Here is a 15510-nt window from a genome sequence, read left to right on the forward strand (position 1 = left end):
GAGCGTGCTCGCTGCACGGCTCACGCCCGCGGGCTCAGGCCTGCTGCACGGTCCAGATCTGCAGCATCCGCCAGAGCATGACCGCGACCGCGAGACTCGCGACGCCGAGCACGACGGTGCTCCACCGCCCGCGGTCGACGAGACCCCAGAGCACCGCGACCGGCGGCAGCAGGGCGGCCGTGACGAGGTAGATCCAGAACTCGACGAGGTCACCGGTCGGCGCGTTGCCGACGAGCGGGGCGACGATCGCGACCACGATCTGCACGACGAGCGCGAGCTCGACGAGCGCCGTCGCTCCGATCGAGATGTCGTCGGGACGGCGCCCCACGAGCCCGAGCACGACCGCGAGGAGGCCGACGACGACCGCGATGCCGATCTCGACGTAGGCGAGACCGGCGATCACTCGCGGTCCCGATCCGGTGCGGCGCTGCCGGACGCGGCCACGGGGAAGTTCGTCACGGCCCTGAGGCTATCGCCGCGGCGCTCGGCGATGCCCACGAGCACGCCGTCGGGGTCGATCGCCGCGATCGGTCCCGACTCGCCCGCCGCGGAGCCGATCGGCACGCGCTTGCCCTGCCGCAGCGCGAGCGCCTCGGCGTCGTCGAGCGCGCGGGTCGCGAACAGCGCGGACGCGACGGATGCCGGCTCCCGCAGCCGGGCGGCGAGGCCGTCGCCGAACGCGACCCGGCGGTCCGCATCCTCGACCATGGGCACGGCGTCCGCGACGTCGAACGGGCCGACCCGGTCGCGCCGCAGCGCGACGAGGTGCGCCCCGACGCCGGTCTCGTCGCCGGCGTCGCGCGCGATCGCGCGGATGTAGGTGCCGCTCGAGCACGCGACCCGCACGTCGACGTCGACCGTCGCATCCCCGCCGTCGGCACCGGGGCGCCGCACGCCGAGCACGTCGATCGACTCGATGCGCACGCGGCGGGCCGCGAGCTCCACGGTCTCCCCCGCGCGCACCCGGTCGTAGGCGCGCCGGCCGTCGACCTTGATCGCGCTCACCGCGCTCGGCACCTGGTCCCGGTCGCCGACCTGGCCCGCGAGCGCGGCCGTGAGCCGCGCGTCGGTGAGGTGCGCGGCATCCGTCGTCGCGGTCACCGCGCCGTCCGCGTCGTCGCTGTCGGTCGCGACGCCGAACCGGATCGTCGCCGAGTAGACCTTGTCGAGGCCGACGAGGTAGGTCAGCAGTCGGGTCGAGCTGTCGACGCCGAGCACGAGGAGCCCGGTCGCCATCGGGTCGAGCGTGCCCGCGTGCCCGACCTTGCGGGTGCCGAGCGCCCGCCGGGCGCGCGCGACGACGTCGTGGCTCGTGACGCCCCCGGGCTTGTCGACGAGCAGGATGCCGCTCGTCACGACCGGTCGCCCATGAGCAGGTCGAGCTTGTTCGGGATCGCGGTGTCGAGCAGCTCCCGCGCGGTCTCGGAGCCGTCGAACTCGTCGACCATCTGCAGTCCGATCAGCGTGTTGATGAGCATGCCGCCGGAGAGGAACTCCACGGCGCGCGGCGCGTCGAGGCCCGCGCGCTCGCGCAGGAAGCGGTACACCGACAGGAAGCCCTCGCGCGCGCACTCGCCGATCACGGGCTCCGCGCCGAGCACGAACGCGTGCATGAGCGAGAGCACGAGGCCGCGGCGGCGGCCGGCGATGGTCGCGTAGGCACGCCCCATGCGGTGCCCGATCTCGTCCGCCGGGCCCTCGAGCGCTCCCTCGAACGCCGTGATGAGCTCGTCGAGCGCGCGCTGCAGCACCTCGACGTAGAGCTGCTGCTTCGAGCCGAACATGCGCACGACGTAGGGCTGGCTGACGCCCGCCGCCCTGGCGACCTGGTCGGTCGTCGCCCCGACGTAGCCGCGGTCGCCGAACACGTCCATGGCGGCGTCGAGGATGAGGGCGCGCCGTTCGTCGGATCGCATGCGCGGGGCTGCGGAGGCGGATGCCGGGGTCATGCTTGACAGGTTATCAGCCGATTACTACAGTCGCGTCTTGTAATCATCCGATAACCACTTCTCCCGGAACGGAACCGCCCCGATGTCCACCGTCACCGCACCCGCGGCACCGCCCGCCGCATCCGCTCCGCACCGCCGCGCGCCGCTCTGGCTCGCGATCGTCGCGACCGCACTGCCCATGTTCATGGCCACGCTCGACAACCTCGTCATGACGAACGCGCTGCCCGTCATCCAGCGCGAGTTCGACGCGACCCTCGAGCAGCTGCAGTGGTTCATGAACGCCTACACGCTCGCGTTCGCCTCGTTCATCCTGTTCGCCGTCGCGCTCGGCGACCGGTTCGGACGCCGCCACGTCTTCGTCGCGGGCGTCGTCGTGTTCACGCTCGCCTCGGCCGCCGCCGCGCTCTCCAGCGAGCCGTGGCAGCTCGTCATCGCGCGCGCCGTGCAGGGCTTCGGCGGTGCGGCGATCATGCCGCTGTCGCTCACGCTGCTGGTCGGATCGGTTGGACCGGAGCGCCGCTCCATGGCGATCGGCATCTGGGGCGGCATCGCCGGCCTCGGCGTCGCCCTCGGACCGCTCATCGGCGGCGCCGTGCTCGAGGGCTGGAACTGGGAGGCGATCTTCTGGATCAACGTCCCGGTCGGGGTCGTCGGCACGGTGCTCGCGATCGTCGCGATCCCGAACTCGTTCGGCGCCCGGCTGCGCGCCGACGTGCTCGGGGTGCTCCTGGCCGGCATCGGCGTGCTCGCGGTCGTGTTCGGCATCGTCCGCGGCAACGACGACGGCTGGGACAGCCTCACCGTGCTCGGCTCGCTCGTCGGCGGCGCCGCGCTGCTCGGCGCGTTCATCCTCTGGGAGAGCCGCACGAGCGCGCCGCTGCTGCCGCTCGGCCTGTTCCGCGACCGCAGCTTCACGATCGCGAACGTCGTCGGCCTCGCGTTCAGTTTCGGCGCGTTCGGGTCGATCTTCATCCTCATCCAGTTCATGCAGGTCGTGCAGGGCACGACGGCGCTCGAGGCCGGCATCCGCACCATGCCGTGGACGCTCGCCCCGCTCGTCATCGCACCGCTCACCGGCTTCCTCGTGCCGCGCTTCGGCACCCGCGCGCTCATCGTCGCGGGGCTCACGCTGCAGGCCGGCGGCATGGTCTGGCTCGCGCTCGTGATGAGCGCCGACTCGACGTTCCTCGACATGCTCGTGCCGTTCATCATGGAGGGCGTCGGCATGAGCCTCGTCTTCGCGCCGAGCTCGACCGCCGTGCTCGCGAACATGAGCGCCGAGAACACCGCGAAGGCGAGCGGCACGAACTCGACGATGCGCGAGATCGGCACGGCGCTCGGCATCGCCGTGCTCACCGCGGTGTTCACGGGAGCGGGCGGCGAGCTCACGCCGACCGGCTACGTCGACGCCGCGGTGCCGGCCGTGCTCACCGGCGCCGGAGCGCTCGCCCTCGCCGCGATCGTCGCGCTGCTCCTCCCGCTCGGCCGCCCGGCGCCGTCGGTAGGGTGACGGATGTGCGGGTCGGGGTGATCGGAGCGGGCGCGATCGGCGGCACCATCGCCGCCCTGCTCGACCGCGGCGGCCACGACGTGACCGTGGTCGCGCGCGGGGCGAACCTCTCGGCGATCCGCGAGCGCGGCATCCGTCTCGGCGGCGCCGAGCCGCCCGCGGGCTGGGGCGAGCACACGGCGATGGTGACGGCGGTCGAGCGGCTCGACTCCCCCGCCGACCTGCTCGTGATCGCGACGAAGGCGCAGGATGCCGCCGCGGCGCTCGCGCAGAACGAGCGCGCAGCGGCATCCGCTCTCGTGCTCGTCGTGCAGAACGGGCTGGGCGGCACGGCGACCGTGGCGTCCGCCCTCGGCCGGGACGACATCGTGGGCGGGCTCGCCCTGTACGCCGCATCCCACCTCGAACCGGGTGCCGTGACGATCACGGCTCCCGGTGTGACGGTGCTCGGCGGGGCGGGCGCGGGCTCCGTCACCGCGACGCGGGCGGTGGCCGACGTGCTCGGCACCGCGATGCCCGTCGAGGTGGTGGCCGACTTCGCGGGCGCCCAGTGGTCGAAGCTGCTCGTCAACCAGGTCAACGCGCTACCCGCGATCACGGGCCTGAGCGTGCAGCAGGTCGTCGCGGACCCCCGCCTGCGCACCGTGCTCGTCGCGAGCATGCAGGAGCTCGTGCGCGTCGCCCGCGCGGGCGGGGTGCGCTTCGCTCCCGTGCAGGGGCTGAACGATCCGCTCGCGAGGCTGTTCGGCGCGCTCCCCCGCCGGGTCGCGGCGTTCCTGCCGCGGCTCATGGCGAGGCGGATGGGCGACGTGCCGAACCCCGGGTCGACGCTGCAGAGCATCCGCCGCGGCCAGCGCACCGAGGTGGACTTCCTGAACGGTCCGGTCGTGGAGCACGGCATCCGTCTCGGCGTCCCGACGCCGGTCAACGCGACGCTCGTCGCGATGGTGCACGAGGTCGAGGCCGGCGGCTTCCTGCCGGTCGAAGAGGTCGTCCGCCGCGTGATCGGGGCGGTCGACTAGGGTGCGTCTCCTAGTCGGTCCAGGCGATACACATTAGGCGCGGACGACGATCGACGCGGGTCCCGGCGCCGAGCGGCCGTCGGCGGTCGCGACCCACACCCCGGTCACGGTTCCCGCGTCGAGCTCGCGCAGATCGTCCCGCTCGAGGGCGTCGCCGTCCAGCACGAGCACGGCGTCCGCGGGCCCGGTGAGCCAGCGCGGCTCGATCCAGGTGCCGCGCTGCGCGTCGACGACGGCGGGCACGAAGGCGGTCGAGCCGCCGAGCAGGAACGGCTCCACGAGCGAACGCCGGAACGCGTCGTCGGCGAACGATCGCGGGAACCGCTCGTCCCCGTCCGCGCGCCCGCGGAAGCCGTCCATCGACGCGCGGAACACCGCGGCGCCCTGCTCGCCGAGCACAGCGGCGAGCTCGTCGGCGAACCGCCGCCCGGTGACGGGATCGTCCCCGTCGACGACCACGATGCGCCGGCCGCGCACGGGGCCGATCGACGCGGCGACGCTCTCGACCAGGGCGCGGCGCTCACGCGGCACGCGCACGACCGGCACGGCGGCGACCATCAGCAGCTGTCCGCGAACCGGCGGCGCGGATGCTCCGGGTCGCTCACGTCGAGCACGATGCCGATGCTCCGGCGCAGGGCGCGGTCCTCGTCCCGGCCGTGATCGAGCCATACCTGCACGTGCGAGCGCGTGAGGTTCGTCTCGTCACGCGCGACCGGTCCCGTGACGATCGTGACGGCATCCGCTGAGGCGCCGTCGAACGTCGACGCGACCGTGGCGGCGCGCCCGGCCGCGTCGATCGCGTCCGCGAGGTCGCGACCGAAGGCCGCGGACTCCGCGGGGTCGTCCGCGAGGATCGCGATGATCGCGCGATCCGGGTAGACGGTCGTGATCTCGGTCGCGAGCGCGTCGAGAACGTCCTGCTTCTGGGGTGCCCACCTGGCCATGCCCGTCACCCTACGCCGCCTCCGCGAACCGCCTCCGGGCTCGTTCCGCCGCGTCGCGCCCCGTCCTGTCCTGTCCTGTCCCGTCCCGTCCCGTCCCGTCCCGTCCCGTCCCGTCCCGTCCCGTCCCGTCCTGTCCTGTCCCAGAGCACTACCCCATTTCTCTTACTGGAGTTCGTGCTCGCGGGTGCACGAACTCCAGTAAGCGAAACGCGAACGCCTTCCTGAGACAGCCCGGCGATTTGGCCTGAGACAGCCCGGCGGTTTGGCCTGAGGCCTGAGACAGCCCGGCGATTTGGCGCCCCAAGGGCGAGCACGGATGCTGGACGCGTGAGCATCACGGAACCGGTCGGGGCGTGGTTCCACGCCTCCGGCCGCGACCTGCCCTGGCGCCGGCCCGGCTTCACGGCGTGGGGCACGCTCGTGAGCGAGTTCATGCTCCAGCAGACCCCGGTCGCCCGGGTGATCCCGAGGCTGGAGGCGTGGCTCGAGCGCTGGCCGACCCCTGCCGATCTCGCCGCGGCCCCCGTCGCGGATGCCGTGCGCGCCTGGGACCGGCTCGGCTACCCGCGCCGCGCCCTCAACCTGCACGCCGCGGCGGTCGCGATCACCGAGCGGCACGGCGGCGTCGTGCCCTCGGACGTCGCCGAGCTGCTGGCGCTGCCGGGGGTCGGGGACTACACCGCGCGGGCGGTCGCCGCCTTCGCGTACGGGCACCGGCATCCGGTCGTCGACGTGAATACCCGCCGGGTGATCGCGCGCGCCGTGCACGGCCGCGGCGAACCGGGGCCCGCGCACAAGCGCGACCTCGCCGACATGGCGGCGCTGCTGCCCGCCGATCCGGCCGCGGCGAGACTCACGAACGTCGCGATGATGGAGCTCGGCGCGCTCGTCTGCACGGCGCGGAATCCGCGCTGCGACGCGTGCCCTATCGCCGGCCGCTGTGCCTGGCGCGCCGCCGGCCGGCCGGCCTTCGCGGGCGTCCGCGCGCCCGTGCAGAAGCGGTTCGAGGGCAGCGACCGTCAGGTGCGCGGCCTCATCATGCGGGAGCTGCGCGCGAGCGACCTTCCCGTCGCGAGCGCCGAGCTCGCCGCGGTGTGGGCGGATGACGCGCAGCGCGAGCGCGCGCTCGCCGGCCTTCTCGCCGACGGCCTCGCGGTCGGCGACGCGGCGCTCGGCTACACGCTGCCGACCGGCTAGCGCGCGACCCGCTTCGCCTTCGACGTCTTCACGATCGTCGAATAGCCGGTCTTCTTGCCCGTCACGGTGAGCGTGATGCGGTGCCCGGCATCCGCCTTCTTCAGCAGGTACGCCTTCTTCGTCGCGTGGGCGATGGGCGTGCCGTCGCGCGACCAGCGGTAGCTGAGCGTCACAGCCGCCGGCTTCCAGGCTGTGACCTTCGCGGTGAGCCTCCTGCCGACGCGCAGCGTGCCGCTGACCTTCGGTGTCGGGGCCGACGACAGCTTGTAACACTCGACGTCGTGGTCGAACCCGCCGCTGACGTACTGCGTGATCTCGAGCCGGCCCGACGGCGTGAACGAGGCGAGGCCGCACGCCCGCACCGCGGCCGAGCGCGACACCGGCCCGAGCGCACGCCAGCTCGGCAGCGCGGCGAGTCGGCTCGACGCGGGCACCGCGCCGACGACCTCGGCCCAGTGCGCGGGCGTCGAGTAGATGCCGACCGTCCCGCCGGTGCTCGTGAGCGCCGCCGTCATGCCCTCGAGAGCGGCGCGGTTCGCGACCCGGTCCGCCTGCCAGGTGTTCGCGGTCTCGACGTCGAGCCACCACCTCGTTCCACGCCCGGCGGCCACGCCGCGCGCGGTGGCGTCGTCGCGCGCGATCGAGTAGCCGTAGACGTAGGCGCACGCCGCGCTCGCGTCGTGCGCGCACGCGCCGTAGGGGTTCGCGACGGACACCGGCTGCCGCGGCACGTTCCCGGCGGCGGGCTGGGTCACGTTCCCGTCGGGCCACCAGACGCCCGCGAGCGCCGGGTTCGCCGTGTTCAGGTAGTAGGCCACGGCGGGCTGACGGATGCCGCCGGGCGCGCCCGCCGCCCACCCCGCCTGGGCGCCGAGACACGGGTTCGTCGTCGTGGCGATGCCGGCGTTGACGCCGACGACCACGAACGATGCCCCCGGGGGCATCAGGCCGAGACCGGCGCCCGTGCCGTTCGCGGAGCACTGCGGTGCCGAGACGTCGGCGCCGGCCGGATTGGTCGCGGCGGATGCCGGGGCTGCCGATGCCGCCACGATCGTGGCGGCGGCGAGAACGGAGACGATGGGCAGGAGAGCGGAACGAAGGTGCATGGCCCGGCCAGTCTGCGTGCCGTCGCGAGCAGCGTCAATGCTCCAACTCTGGAGCATTGACGATACGGCACACTGGGTGTCATGCCGGAGCTGCCCGAGGTCACCGCCCTCGTGGCCGACCTGTCATCGCGCCTGATCGGACGCCGCATCCGTCGCCTGCAGCTCGTCTCGTTCGCCGCGCTGAAGACGTTCGATCCGCCGGTCTCGGCACTCGACGGGGGCACGGTCACGGGCGTCGACCGTCACGGCAAGTACCTCGACGTGGTCGTCGCGGGCGTCGCGGGCGACGAGCTGCACCTCGTGTTCCACCTGGCGCGTGCCGGCTGGCTGCGCTGGCGCTCCGCCGCGCCGAGTCCGATCCGCGGCTCGAAGGGCCCGATCGCGGCACGCCTCGAGCTCGAGCCGGATGCCGCGGCCGACCCCGCCGCGCCCGCGGGCAGGGGCGGCGACGGCTTCGACCTGACCGAGGCGGGCACGAAGAAGAGCCTGACGATCCACGTCGTGCACGCTCCCGCCGACGTCGAGCGCATCGCGACGCTCGGACCCGATCCGCTCGATCCGGCGTTCACGGTCGACGTGCTCGCCGGCATCCTGCGGGCCGCCGGACGTTCCCAGCTCAAGGGCGTGCTGCGCGACCAGCGCCGGATCGCGGGGATCGGCAACGCGTACTCCGACGAGATCCTGCACGTCGCGAAGCTCTCGCCGTTCGCCCGCGCCGCCGAGACGGATGCCGCCCACCTGCACGCCGCCATCCGCCAGACCCTGCACGGTGCGATCACGCGCGCCGACGGCCTTGCGGCGAGCGAGCTCAAGGCGGAGAAGAAGTCGAACCTGCGGGTGCACGGCCGGTTCGGGCAGGCGTGCCCGGTGTGCGGCGACACCATCCAGCAGGTGATCTACGCCGACTCGACGTTCCAGTACTGCCCGACCTGCCAGACCGGCGGTCGCAAGCTCAGCGACCGCGTGATGGACCGCCTGCTCAAGTGACGACGCGGGTGCGCCGGGATGCGTTCGCGATCCCGCCGTCTCATCGAGCGCGCTCAACCATCCCGGGATCGCGTCGATCACTGAATCGCCGTGGGTCACCTGCACGTCCAGCCGATTGACTCCGCGCTGCGCAACCGCGATCGGCACGTCCCACGAGTCGTGCAGCGTTTGCGCATGCTCGGCTCCGGCGACCTCGATCGTCTGATACGACGTCAGCGACTCGGCGCGGACGACCGAGAACCCCTGCGCCGGGAGCGCGACGATGGTCAGCCACTCGTCCTCGGACACGTACCAGGTGCAGCTCGTGTTCCTCACCTTCTTCACGGCAGTCCGGTAGACGGGCGACGCCGTCAGGCACGCCGACGAGCGCCTCGGTGAGGGTGCGCGAGCGGCGGCCGGATGTTCGGCACGCGGGTGTTCCATGAGCGCCCGGTCGCGCCACACGGGATCTGGCTCGATCCGCGTCGCGCGGTCCGCGGCCCCTCGGCGGCGAGGAAGCCGGTGTCGACGAGTAAGCTCGCATGCGGTGCAGCGCTGTACCGGGGTTGAGGTCGAGCTCGGCGACGATCTCGCCGTTCGTGGGACGCTATCGCGGTGACCGACACGACGACGGATGCCGCCCCGAGCCTGTGGCGCCACCGCGCCTTCCTCACGCTCTGGTCGGGCCAGTCGGCGAGCGCGATCGGCACCCAGCTCGCGGGTCTCGCCATCCCGACCCTCGCCGTCACCGTGCTCGCCGCGACGGAGTTCCAGGTCGGCCTGCTCGGCGCGCTCGAGACCGCCGCCTTCCTCATCATCGGCCTGCCCGCGGGCGCCTGGATCGACCGCTGGCGCAAGCGCCGCGTCATGCTCGGCGCCGACCTGGTGCGCGCGCTCGCACTCGCGACGATCCCGCTCGCCTGGTTCGCCGGCGCGCTCACGATGACCCATGTGCTCGTCGTCGCCGCGGTCATCGGATGCGCGACCGTGTTCTTCGACGTCGCCTACCAGAGCTACCTGCCGGTGCTCGTGCCGCCCGCGACGATCGGCGACGCGAACGGCAAGCTCGAGGCGACGCAGCAGCTCGCCCGCGTCGTCGGACCGGCGGCGAGCGGCGCGCTTCTGGCCATCGTGCGGCCGGCCGTCGTCATCGCGATCGACGCCGTGAGCTACCTGCTGTCGTTCGTCGCCCTCGCGCTCATCCGCGACGACGAGCGGCCTACGCCGCGCGAACACCGCCGGCCGCTGCCGGTCGAGATCCGCGAGGGCGCGGCGTTCGTGATCGGTGAGCCGCTGCTGCGCCGCATCGTCGCATGCACCGCCACGAGCAACCTGTTCTCGACGATCGCCACGGCCCTGCTGCCGATCGTCGTGCTGCGCGAGATCGGGCTGAGCACCGCACTCTGGGGCGTCGCGATCTCCCTCGGCGCGATCGGCGGACTCCTCGGCGCGACACTCTCGGCGCGCATCGCACGGGTGCTCGGCGAGGGGCACGTCATCCCGGTGTCCGCGATCGTGTTCGGGGTGGCATTGCTGCCGCTCGGGCTGCTGCCGTGGCTCACGGCGCCGCTCGCGTTCGTCGTGCTCGCGGTCGCCGAGTTCGCGATCTCGTTCAGCGTGCTCGTCTACAACATCGCCCAAGTCACGTTCCGTCAGCGCATCTGCCCGCCGGCGCTGCTCGGCCGCATGAACGCGTCGATCCGCTTCGTGGTGTGGGGCGTCATGCCGATCGGCGGGCTGCTCGCGGGCGTGCTCGGCGCCACCCTCGGCGCACACGCCGCCCTGTGGATCGGCGCGGTCGGCACGCTGCTGCCCGCGGTCTTCGTCGTGTTCTCGCCGCTGTGGCGCATGCGGGACCTGCCGCGGATCTCAACGACGCCGCGCGCACAGGACCCGCAAGCACAGGACTGACCAGTACGGGGCTCACGCGCGCCACCCGGTCGTCGGATGCCCGCCCAGTCCGCCGCTCGCCCCGATGCGCGCGAGCTGCACCGCGTCGATCGCGGGAGCGTCCCGCGCCAGCAGGAACGTCATCCGTGCTCCCGCCGGGCCGAACTCGGTGATGTCTCAGGGAATCGTGATGTGGATATTCGAGCCGTTCATGTGGAATACCCGATTCCCATCAGCTGGGTCGATCACATAAAACGTGGCGAAGGCGCCCACCGTGGAACGTACCCGTAGTCGGTAGTTTCCCGCATTGAAGTAGAGGTGATATGTCCCACCCACGAACTTTCCAGTGATGGGCTTATCCGCATCGAATGCTTCGAGAGCCACGTTGTCGGACGATTTGGCCGGACGACCGTTCACATAAACATGCCCGCTGATCGATGATGCCACACCGATGACCTCACGCACTCCGCTGTGCTTCTCACCCGCTTTCAGGGTGATCGTATCCGACGATCTGAACGATGTGTTTCCTCCAAGCCACTCCGTTCGATAATGCGCGTTAGTGGGCGCCTCGCTGTATCGAATGAGACCGCGCGGATCGCTGAACTTCAGCGCATACGTGCTAGGCCTCAGGTTGTCGAGAACGAACGTGCCATGCGAGTTTGTAATTGTGCTTGCGGTCACACCCTTGGCGCTTTTCGCCCACACACTGACTCCCGACTGCACGCCATGCAGGCCGACTACCCTGCCGGTGATGGCCGCGCTGTCAGCACTCGCAAATGCGGCAGGAACGGCAGGTATTGCGACCGTCGCGGCCAGTGAGAGGGCGATTGCAGATGCGAATCTCCACGGGCGTCTCCCATGCCGGCCCTGCTGTACAAATGATCGCAATCTCATTCGAACCTCCTCCGAGTCGCGGCCGAAACGGGAGTCATTGCGATACGCTCGCTGCTCTCTCGGCCACGATCGACAAGTAATCCTTCGAGTCGCACGCGTCCTGAAACATGTACACGGCAAATCCGTCACCAAAAGCAAACCGCGATTTACCTTGATAGACGGAGTCGGTCAACTCATAGGTGTCATATTCAACCGCTCGAGACACAGGGGAAACGAGACCGAGCTGATCGCGATAACTGTCCGCGACTTCCGCATCGAGGTGCCCGTACGCAAAAGCCAGACATTGGTCGGCGAGTGACTCTCCGATCCATCCGCACGCTATTCCGTCGCGCCCCCCAACGTCTGCCAAGAACCCGCTCCGGTTAAGAGCGTCCGCACTGTACGTGGCGCCAGCATCGCGATATCCCTGTGCGGCAAGCTCAGCTACTGCATCTTCGCCGAGCAGACCCGCACAGGTCATGGCGATTCCCGATGCGGCGGGGGTGGGAGGGGGCGTGTCACTCTCGCTTGGCTGACTCTTCGACGGTGAGGACGTGGGAGTGGGCTCAGCCGTGGCACTCGCCCGCGGGGAAACAGTAGGCGCCCCGTCGCTACCCTCACTCAGGGCATCCGAACGACCAGCACACCCCGAGAGAGCAAGAACTATCAACGCGGTAGCCCCCAAAACGCGAGCACCCGCCGCACTATCTTGCATATTATCAGCCCCTTAGGCGATAGGAATTTGCATTGACAACGTCAAGCAAATCAAGCAGTTTCCCGCAGTTCGTTGATTCGGTCACGGGAGACGCATCGTCTGTTGTTGTGCGTATTTCTGACGGGCGTGCTTGCGCCGCGCACCCTGTCAGGACAATTGCCAACAGAGCCATTGCTCCGACCAAGCCCGCGTTCACGTCATCACCAGTCGCCGTCGTAGGTGACGCTTCTCGCTTTCAAGTAAGCTTTTGAATTGAAGAAATCAGCATCCCAGTCACGCGTCTCCGAATCTTGCACGGCGTAGACATCGAAATTCGCTGTCGTCCCGCTGTACCAGTCCCAGCCGGTATGATTCGAGCCGATGTAGTCGCCGTTTCGGGCGTAGACACCGTCTGTGCAATAGGCGCGGCTCCAGTGGATGTTCGGGTCGTTCACGCTCCAAGGGGTTCGGTAGACAAGGTCTGGGCCCGTCGACTCATTGTGAGCAACCGAACACGTTTGAGCTGAAGCTTCCGACGTGCTCAGCAGCGACGCGGCCATGGCGAGCGCACCATTCGTCTGTGGCAGGGACGTTACGCGGCGGCGGGTAGCTTCGCAAGCGCTCACTTTTAGGACCCAGACGGCGTCAGGAAGCGGTCGGTGCGAGAACGACCGGCCAGACCCGGCTAGACCGGCCCGGTGTCAATCCTCGGCGTCGTCGAACTCGCGCGGCTTGACGTACGGGTCCGCGTCGCCCGCGTACCGCGCGCCGGCCCGGGCGGCCTCGACCGCCGAGTCGCGCTCGCGGGCCTGTGCGAGCAGTCCCTCGATGAGGTTCGCGTTCTCGGGGATCGCGTCGGGGATGAACTCGAGGCTCGGAGTGAGGCGCGAGGTGATGTTCTTGCCGACCTCGGTGCGCAGCATCCCGGTCGCAGACTTCAGCGCCGCCGCGGAGTCCGCGCGCTCCTCGTCGGTGCCGTAGACCGTGTAGAACACGCTCGCGTGCTGCAGGTCGCCCGTGACGCGCACATCCGTGATCGTCACGAAGCCGAGCCGCGGATCGCGGATGCCCTTCTCGAGTCGCCGGGCGACGATCTCGCGGATGCGGTCGGCCAGTTTGGCCGCCCGGTCTCCCTGTGCCATAGCAATTCCTTTACGTGAGGGGAGGGGCCCCGCTCTCACCCTTCCGGCGAGAGTCGGGGCCCCGAAACGACCCGGATCAGACCCGCGGCTTCTCCTTCAACTCGATCGTCTCGATCTCGTCGCCGATCTGGATGTCGTTGTACTTGCCGAGGCCGATACCGCACTCGAAGTCGGTGCGCACCTCGGTGACGTCGTCCTTGAAGCGGCGCAGCGACTCGATGGCCAGGCCGTCGGCGAGCACGACGCCGTCACGGATGACGCGCGCCTTCGCGTTGCGCGTGATCGTGCCGCTGCGCACGTAGACACCCGCCACGTTGCCGAACTTCGACGAGCGGAACACCTCGCGGATCTCGGCGAGACCCGACTGCACCTCCTCGTACTCGGGCTTGAGCATGCCCTTGAGCGAGTTCTCGATGTCCTCGATCGCGGAGTAGATCACCGAGTAGAAGCGGATGTCGACACCCTCGCGTCCGGCGCGCTCGCGCGCCTTCGTGTCCGGGCGCACGTTGAAGCCGACGATGATCGCGTTGTCCACGGTCGCCAGGTTGACGTCCGACTCGGTGATCGCGCCGACACCACGGTGGATGATGCGCAGCTGGACGCTCTCGTCGACCTCGAGCTTGAGCAGCGACTCCTCGAGCGCCTCGACCGCACCGGAGACGTCGCCCTTGATGATGAGGTTGAGCGCGTCGACCTTGCCCTCCTCGAGGGCGCGGGTGAAGTCCTCGAGCGAGATGCGCTTGCGGGCCTTGGCCAGCTGGGCGTTGCGCTCGACGGCCTCGCGCTTCTCCGCGATCTGACGCGCCGTGCGGTCGTCCTCGGTCACGATGAACGTGTCGCCGGCGCGCGGGACGCTCGACAGCCCCTGCACCTGCACCGGCCGGGACGGCAGCGCCTCGAGCACGGCGTCACCGTTCTCATCCGTCATGGCGCGCACGCGACCGTAGGCCGTGCCCGCGACGATCGCGTCGCCGACGTGCAGCGTTCCGGACTGGATGAGCACGGTCGCGACCGAGCCGCGGCCCTTGTCGAGCTTCGCCTCGATCGCGACGCCACGGGCCTCGCGGTCCGGGTTCGCGCGCAGGTCGAGCCCGGCATCCGCGGTGAGCAGCACCGCCTCGAGCAGCTCGTCGATGCCGATCTTGTTGATCGCCGACACGTCGATGAACATCGTGTCGCCGCCGTACTCCTCGGCGACGAGACCGAACTCGGTGAGCTGCTGGCGCACCTTGGCGGGGTTGGCCCCCTCCTTGTCGATCTTGTTGACCGCGACCACGATCGGCACGTTCGCCGCCTGCATGTGGTTCAGCGCCTCGACCGTCTGCGGCATGATGCCGTCGTCGGCCGCGACCACGAGGATCGCGATGTCGCTGACCTGCGCGCCACGGGCACGCATGGCGGTGAACGCCTCGTGACCAGGGGTGTCGATGAAGGTGATGGCGCGCTCGACGCCCTCGTGCTCCTTCCACACCTGGTAGGCACCGATGTGCTGCGTGATGCCACCGGCCTCGCCCGCGACGACGTTGGTCTGACGGATGGCGTCGAGCAGCTTCGTCTTGCCGTGGTCGACGTGGCCGACGACGGTCACGACCGGCGGACGCGGCTGGAGGTCCTCGTCGTCGTCGACCTCGTCGAGGTCGATGTCGAAGCCCTCGAGGAGCTCCTTGTCCTCGTCCTCGGGCGACACGATCTGGATCTGGTAGCCGAGCTCCTCGCCGAGCACCTGGAAGGTCGACTCGTCGAGCGACTCGGTCGCGGTCGCCATCTCACCGAGGTGGAACAGCGCCGTGACGAGTGCACCCGGCTGCACGGAGATCTTGGTCAGCGTCTCGATCTTGTCGGCAAGGTCGCTGATCGACGCACCGCGACGCAGCCGGATGACCGCGCCGTTGCCGCGCGGGATCGCGACGCCACCGAGCTGCGGGGCCTCCCGCATCTCGAACTCGGCGCGCTTCGTGCGCTTCGACTTGCGGGCCTTCGACTTCTGGCCGCCGCGACCGAACGCGCCGGCCGTGCCACCGCCGGGGCCGCGGCCACGACCGCCGGCACCGGCCGGACGGGGCGCGCCGAAGCCGCCGCCGGGCGCACCGCCCGGACGGAAGCCGCCGGCGCCGCCGCCGGCACCGGGACGGCCGCCGCCGCCGGGACGACCGGCGCCGCCCTGGCCGGGGCGCTGGCCGAAGCCGACGGGGCGCGGACCCTGGCCGGGACCGCCCG

The 15510-nt window shown here is 70.6% G+C and carries 16 protein-coding genes; 5 read left to right on the top strand and 11 right to left on the bottom strand.

Translation table 11 applies throughout. The features are described from left to right. Positions 1–34: 34 nt before the first annotated feature. From QT381_RS06390 to QT381_RS06400, 3 genes are read right to left on the bottom strand one after another with little or no spacing between them, the layout of a single operon-like run. Positions 35–403 carry a hypothetical protein gene (locus QT381_RS06390; protein WP_289247972.1) on the bottom strand — a complete coding sequence of 123 codons (369 nt, stop codon included), beginning with the start codon at positions 401–403 and terminating at the stop codon, positions 35–37. Beyond that, on the bottom strand, positions 400–1356 hold the full coding sequence (gene truB / locus QT381_RS06395) for a tRNA pseudouridine(55) synthase TruB (RefSeq protein ID WP_289247973.1): 957 nt from the start codon (positions 1354–1356) through the stop codon (positions 400–402). Before truB ends, QT381_RS06390 begins: the two co-directional genes overlap by 4 nt. After that, positions 1353–1949, bottom strand: coding sequence for a TetR/AcrR family transcriptional regulator (locus QT381_RS06400; RefSeq protein WP_289247974.1), 597 nt, complete (start codon positions 1947–1949; stop codon positions 1353–1355). Before QT381_RS06400 ends, truB begins: the two co-directional genes overlap by 4 nt. An 82-nt stretch (positions 1950–2031) precedes the next feature. On the opposite strand from QT381_RS06400, the gene QT381_RS06405 reads away from it, so the two are divergent. Further along, a complete protein-coding gene (locus QT381_RS06405; protein WP_289247975.1) occupies positions 2032–3459 on the top strand; it encodes a DHA2 family efflux MFS transporter permease subunit in 1428 nt (475 codons plus the stop codon). Continuing rightward, positions 3456–4481 (top strand): ketopantoate reductase family protein, encoded by a 1026-nt coding sequence (locus QT381_RS06410; RefSeq protein WP_289247976.1) that lies wholly within the window; start codon positions 3456–3458, stop codon positions 4479–4481. The genes QT381_RS06405 and QT381_RS06410 overlap by 4 nt, the downstream gene beginning before the upstream one ends. A gap of 33 nt (positions 4482–4514) precedes the next feature. Here the strand turns inward: QT381_RS06410 and QT381_RS06415 are convergent, their stop codons facing one another. Then, positions 4515–5027, bottom strand: coding sequence for a nucleoside/nucleotide kinase family protein (locus QT381_RS06415; protein ID WP_289247977.1), 513 nt, complete (start codon positions 5025–5027; stop codon positions 4515–4517). A gap of 11 nt (positions 5028–5038) precedes the next feature. Further along, positions 5039–5425 carry a hypothetical protein gene (locus tag QT381_RS06420; protein ID WP_289247978.1) on the bottom strand — a complete coding sequence of 129 codons (387 nt, stop codon included), beginning with the start codon at positions 5423–5425 and terminating at the stop codon, positions 5039–5041. A 327-nt stretch (positions 5426–5752) separates the two neighbouring features. On the opposite strand from QT381_RS06420, the gene QT381_RS06425 reads away from it, so the two are divergent. Next, positions 5753–6622 carry an iron-sulfur binding domain-containing protein gene (locus tag QT381_RS06425; protein WP_289247979.1) on the top strand — a complete coding sequence of 290 codons (870 nt, stop codon included), beginning with the start codon at positions 5753–5755 and terminating at the stop codon, positions 6620–6622. Here QT381_RS06425 and QT381_RS06430 read toward each other — a convergent pair. Next, positions 6619–7728 (bottom strand): glycoside hydrolase family 25 domain-containing protein, encoded by a 1110-nt coding sequence (locus QT381_RS06430; RefSeq protein ID WP_289247980.1) that lies wholly within the window; start codon positions 7726–7728, stop codon positions 6619–6621. The genes QT381_RS06425 and QT381_RS06430 overlap by 4 nt on opposite strands. Positions 7729–7809: 81 nt before the next feature. On the opposite strand from QT381_RS06430, the gene QT381_RS06435 reads away from it, so the two are divergent. Both QT381_RS06435 and QT381_RS06440 read left to right on the top strand, forming a co-directional pair. Continuing rightward, complete coding sequence (locus QT381_RS06435) at positions 7810–8715, top strand: DNA-formamidopyrimidine glycosylase family protein (RefSeq protein ID WP_289247981.1); 906 nt, start codon at positions 7810–7812, stop codon at positions 8713–8715. A 594-nt stretch (positions 8716–9309) separates the two neighbouring features. Continuing rightward, positions 9310–10605 carry an MFS transporter gene (locus QT381_RS06440; protein WP_289247983.1) on the top strand — a complete coding sequence of 432 codons (1296 nt, stop codon included), beginning with the start codon at positions 9310–9312 and terminating at the stop codon, positions 10603–10605. A 156-nt stretch (positions 10606–10761) separates the two neighbouring features. Here the strand turns inward: QT381_RS06440 and QT381_RS06445 are convergent, their stop codons facing one another. The 5 genes from QT381_RS06445 to infB all read right to left on the bottom strand — a co-directional run. Beyond that, complete coding sequence (locus tag QT381_RS06445) at positions 10762–11478, bottom strand: carboxypeptidase-like regulatory domain-containing protein (RefSeq protein ID WP_289247985.1); 717 nt, start codon at positions 11476–11478, stop codon at positions 10762–10764. 34 nt (positions 11479–11512) lie between these two features. Next, positions 11513–11938, bottom strand: a complete 426-nt coding sequence (locus tag QT381_RS06450; RefSeq protein ID WP_289247986.1) for a hypothetical protein — start codon at positions 11936–11938, stop codon at positions 11513–11515. Between the two features lie 434 nt (positions 11939–12372). Beyond that, complete coding sequence (locus QT381_RS06455; RefSeq protein WP_289247987.1) at positions 12373–12606, bottom strand: hypothetical protein; 234 nt, start codon at positions 12604–12606, stop codon at positions 12373–12375. Between the two features lie 246 nt (positions 12607–12852). Continuing rightward, positions 12853–13293, bottom strand: a complete 441-nt coding sequence (gene rbfA / locus QT381_RS06460) for a 30S ribosome-binding factor RbfA (RefSeq protein ID WP_289247988.1) — start codon at positions 13291–13293, stop codon at positions 12853–12855. A 76-nt stretch (positions 13294–13369) separates the two neighbouring features. Further along, a partial coding sequence (gene infB / locus QT381_RS06465) for a translation initiation factor IF-2 (protein WP_289247989.1) occupies positions 13370–15510 on the bottom strand: 2141 nt, incomplete at its 5' end.

Source organism: Galbitalea sp. SE-J8, assembly GCF_030345695.1.
In the GTDB taxonomy this organism is placed as follows: Bacteria; Actinomycetota; Actinomycetes; order Actinomycetales; family Microbacteriaceae; genus JAUASV01.

Coding starts and splice junctions, on each gene's coding strand:
- QT381_RS06400 (WP_289247974.1), bottom strand. CDS start 1,949: ATGACCCCGGCATCCGCCTCCGCAGCCCCGCGCATGCGATCCGACGAA.
- QT381_RS06405 (WP_289247975.1), top strand. CDS start 2,032: ATGTCCACCGTCACCGCACCCGCGGCACCGCCCGCCGCATCCGCTCCG.
- QT381_RS06420 (WP_289247978.1), bottom strand. CDS start 5,425: ATGGCCAGGTGGGCACCCCAGAAGCAGGACGTTCTCGACGCGCTCGCG.
- QT381_RS06430 (WP_289247980.1), bottom strand. CDS start 7,728: ATGCACCTTCGTTCCGCTCTCCTGCCCATCGTCTCCGTTCTCGCCGCC.
- QT381_RS06435 (WP_289247981.1), top strand. CDS start 7,810: ATGCCGGAGCTGCCCGAGGTCACCGCCCTCGTGGCCGACCTGTCATCG.
- QT381_RS06445 (WP_289247985.1), bottom strand. CDS start 11,478: ATGAGATTGCGATCATTTGTACAGCAGGGCCGGCATGGGAGACGCCCG.
- QT381_RS06450 (WP_289247986.1), bottom strand. CDS start 11,938: ATGACCTGTGCGGGTCTGCTCGGCGAAGATGCAGTAGCTGAGCTTGCC.
- rbfA (WP_289247988.1), bottom strand. CDS start 13,293: ATGGCACAGGGAGACCGGGCGGCCAAACTGGCCGACCGCATCCGCGAG.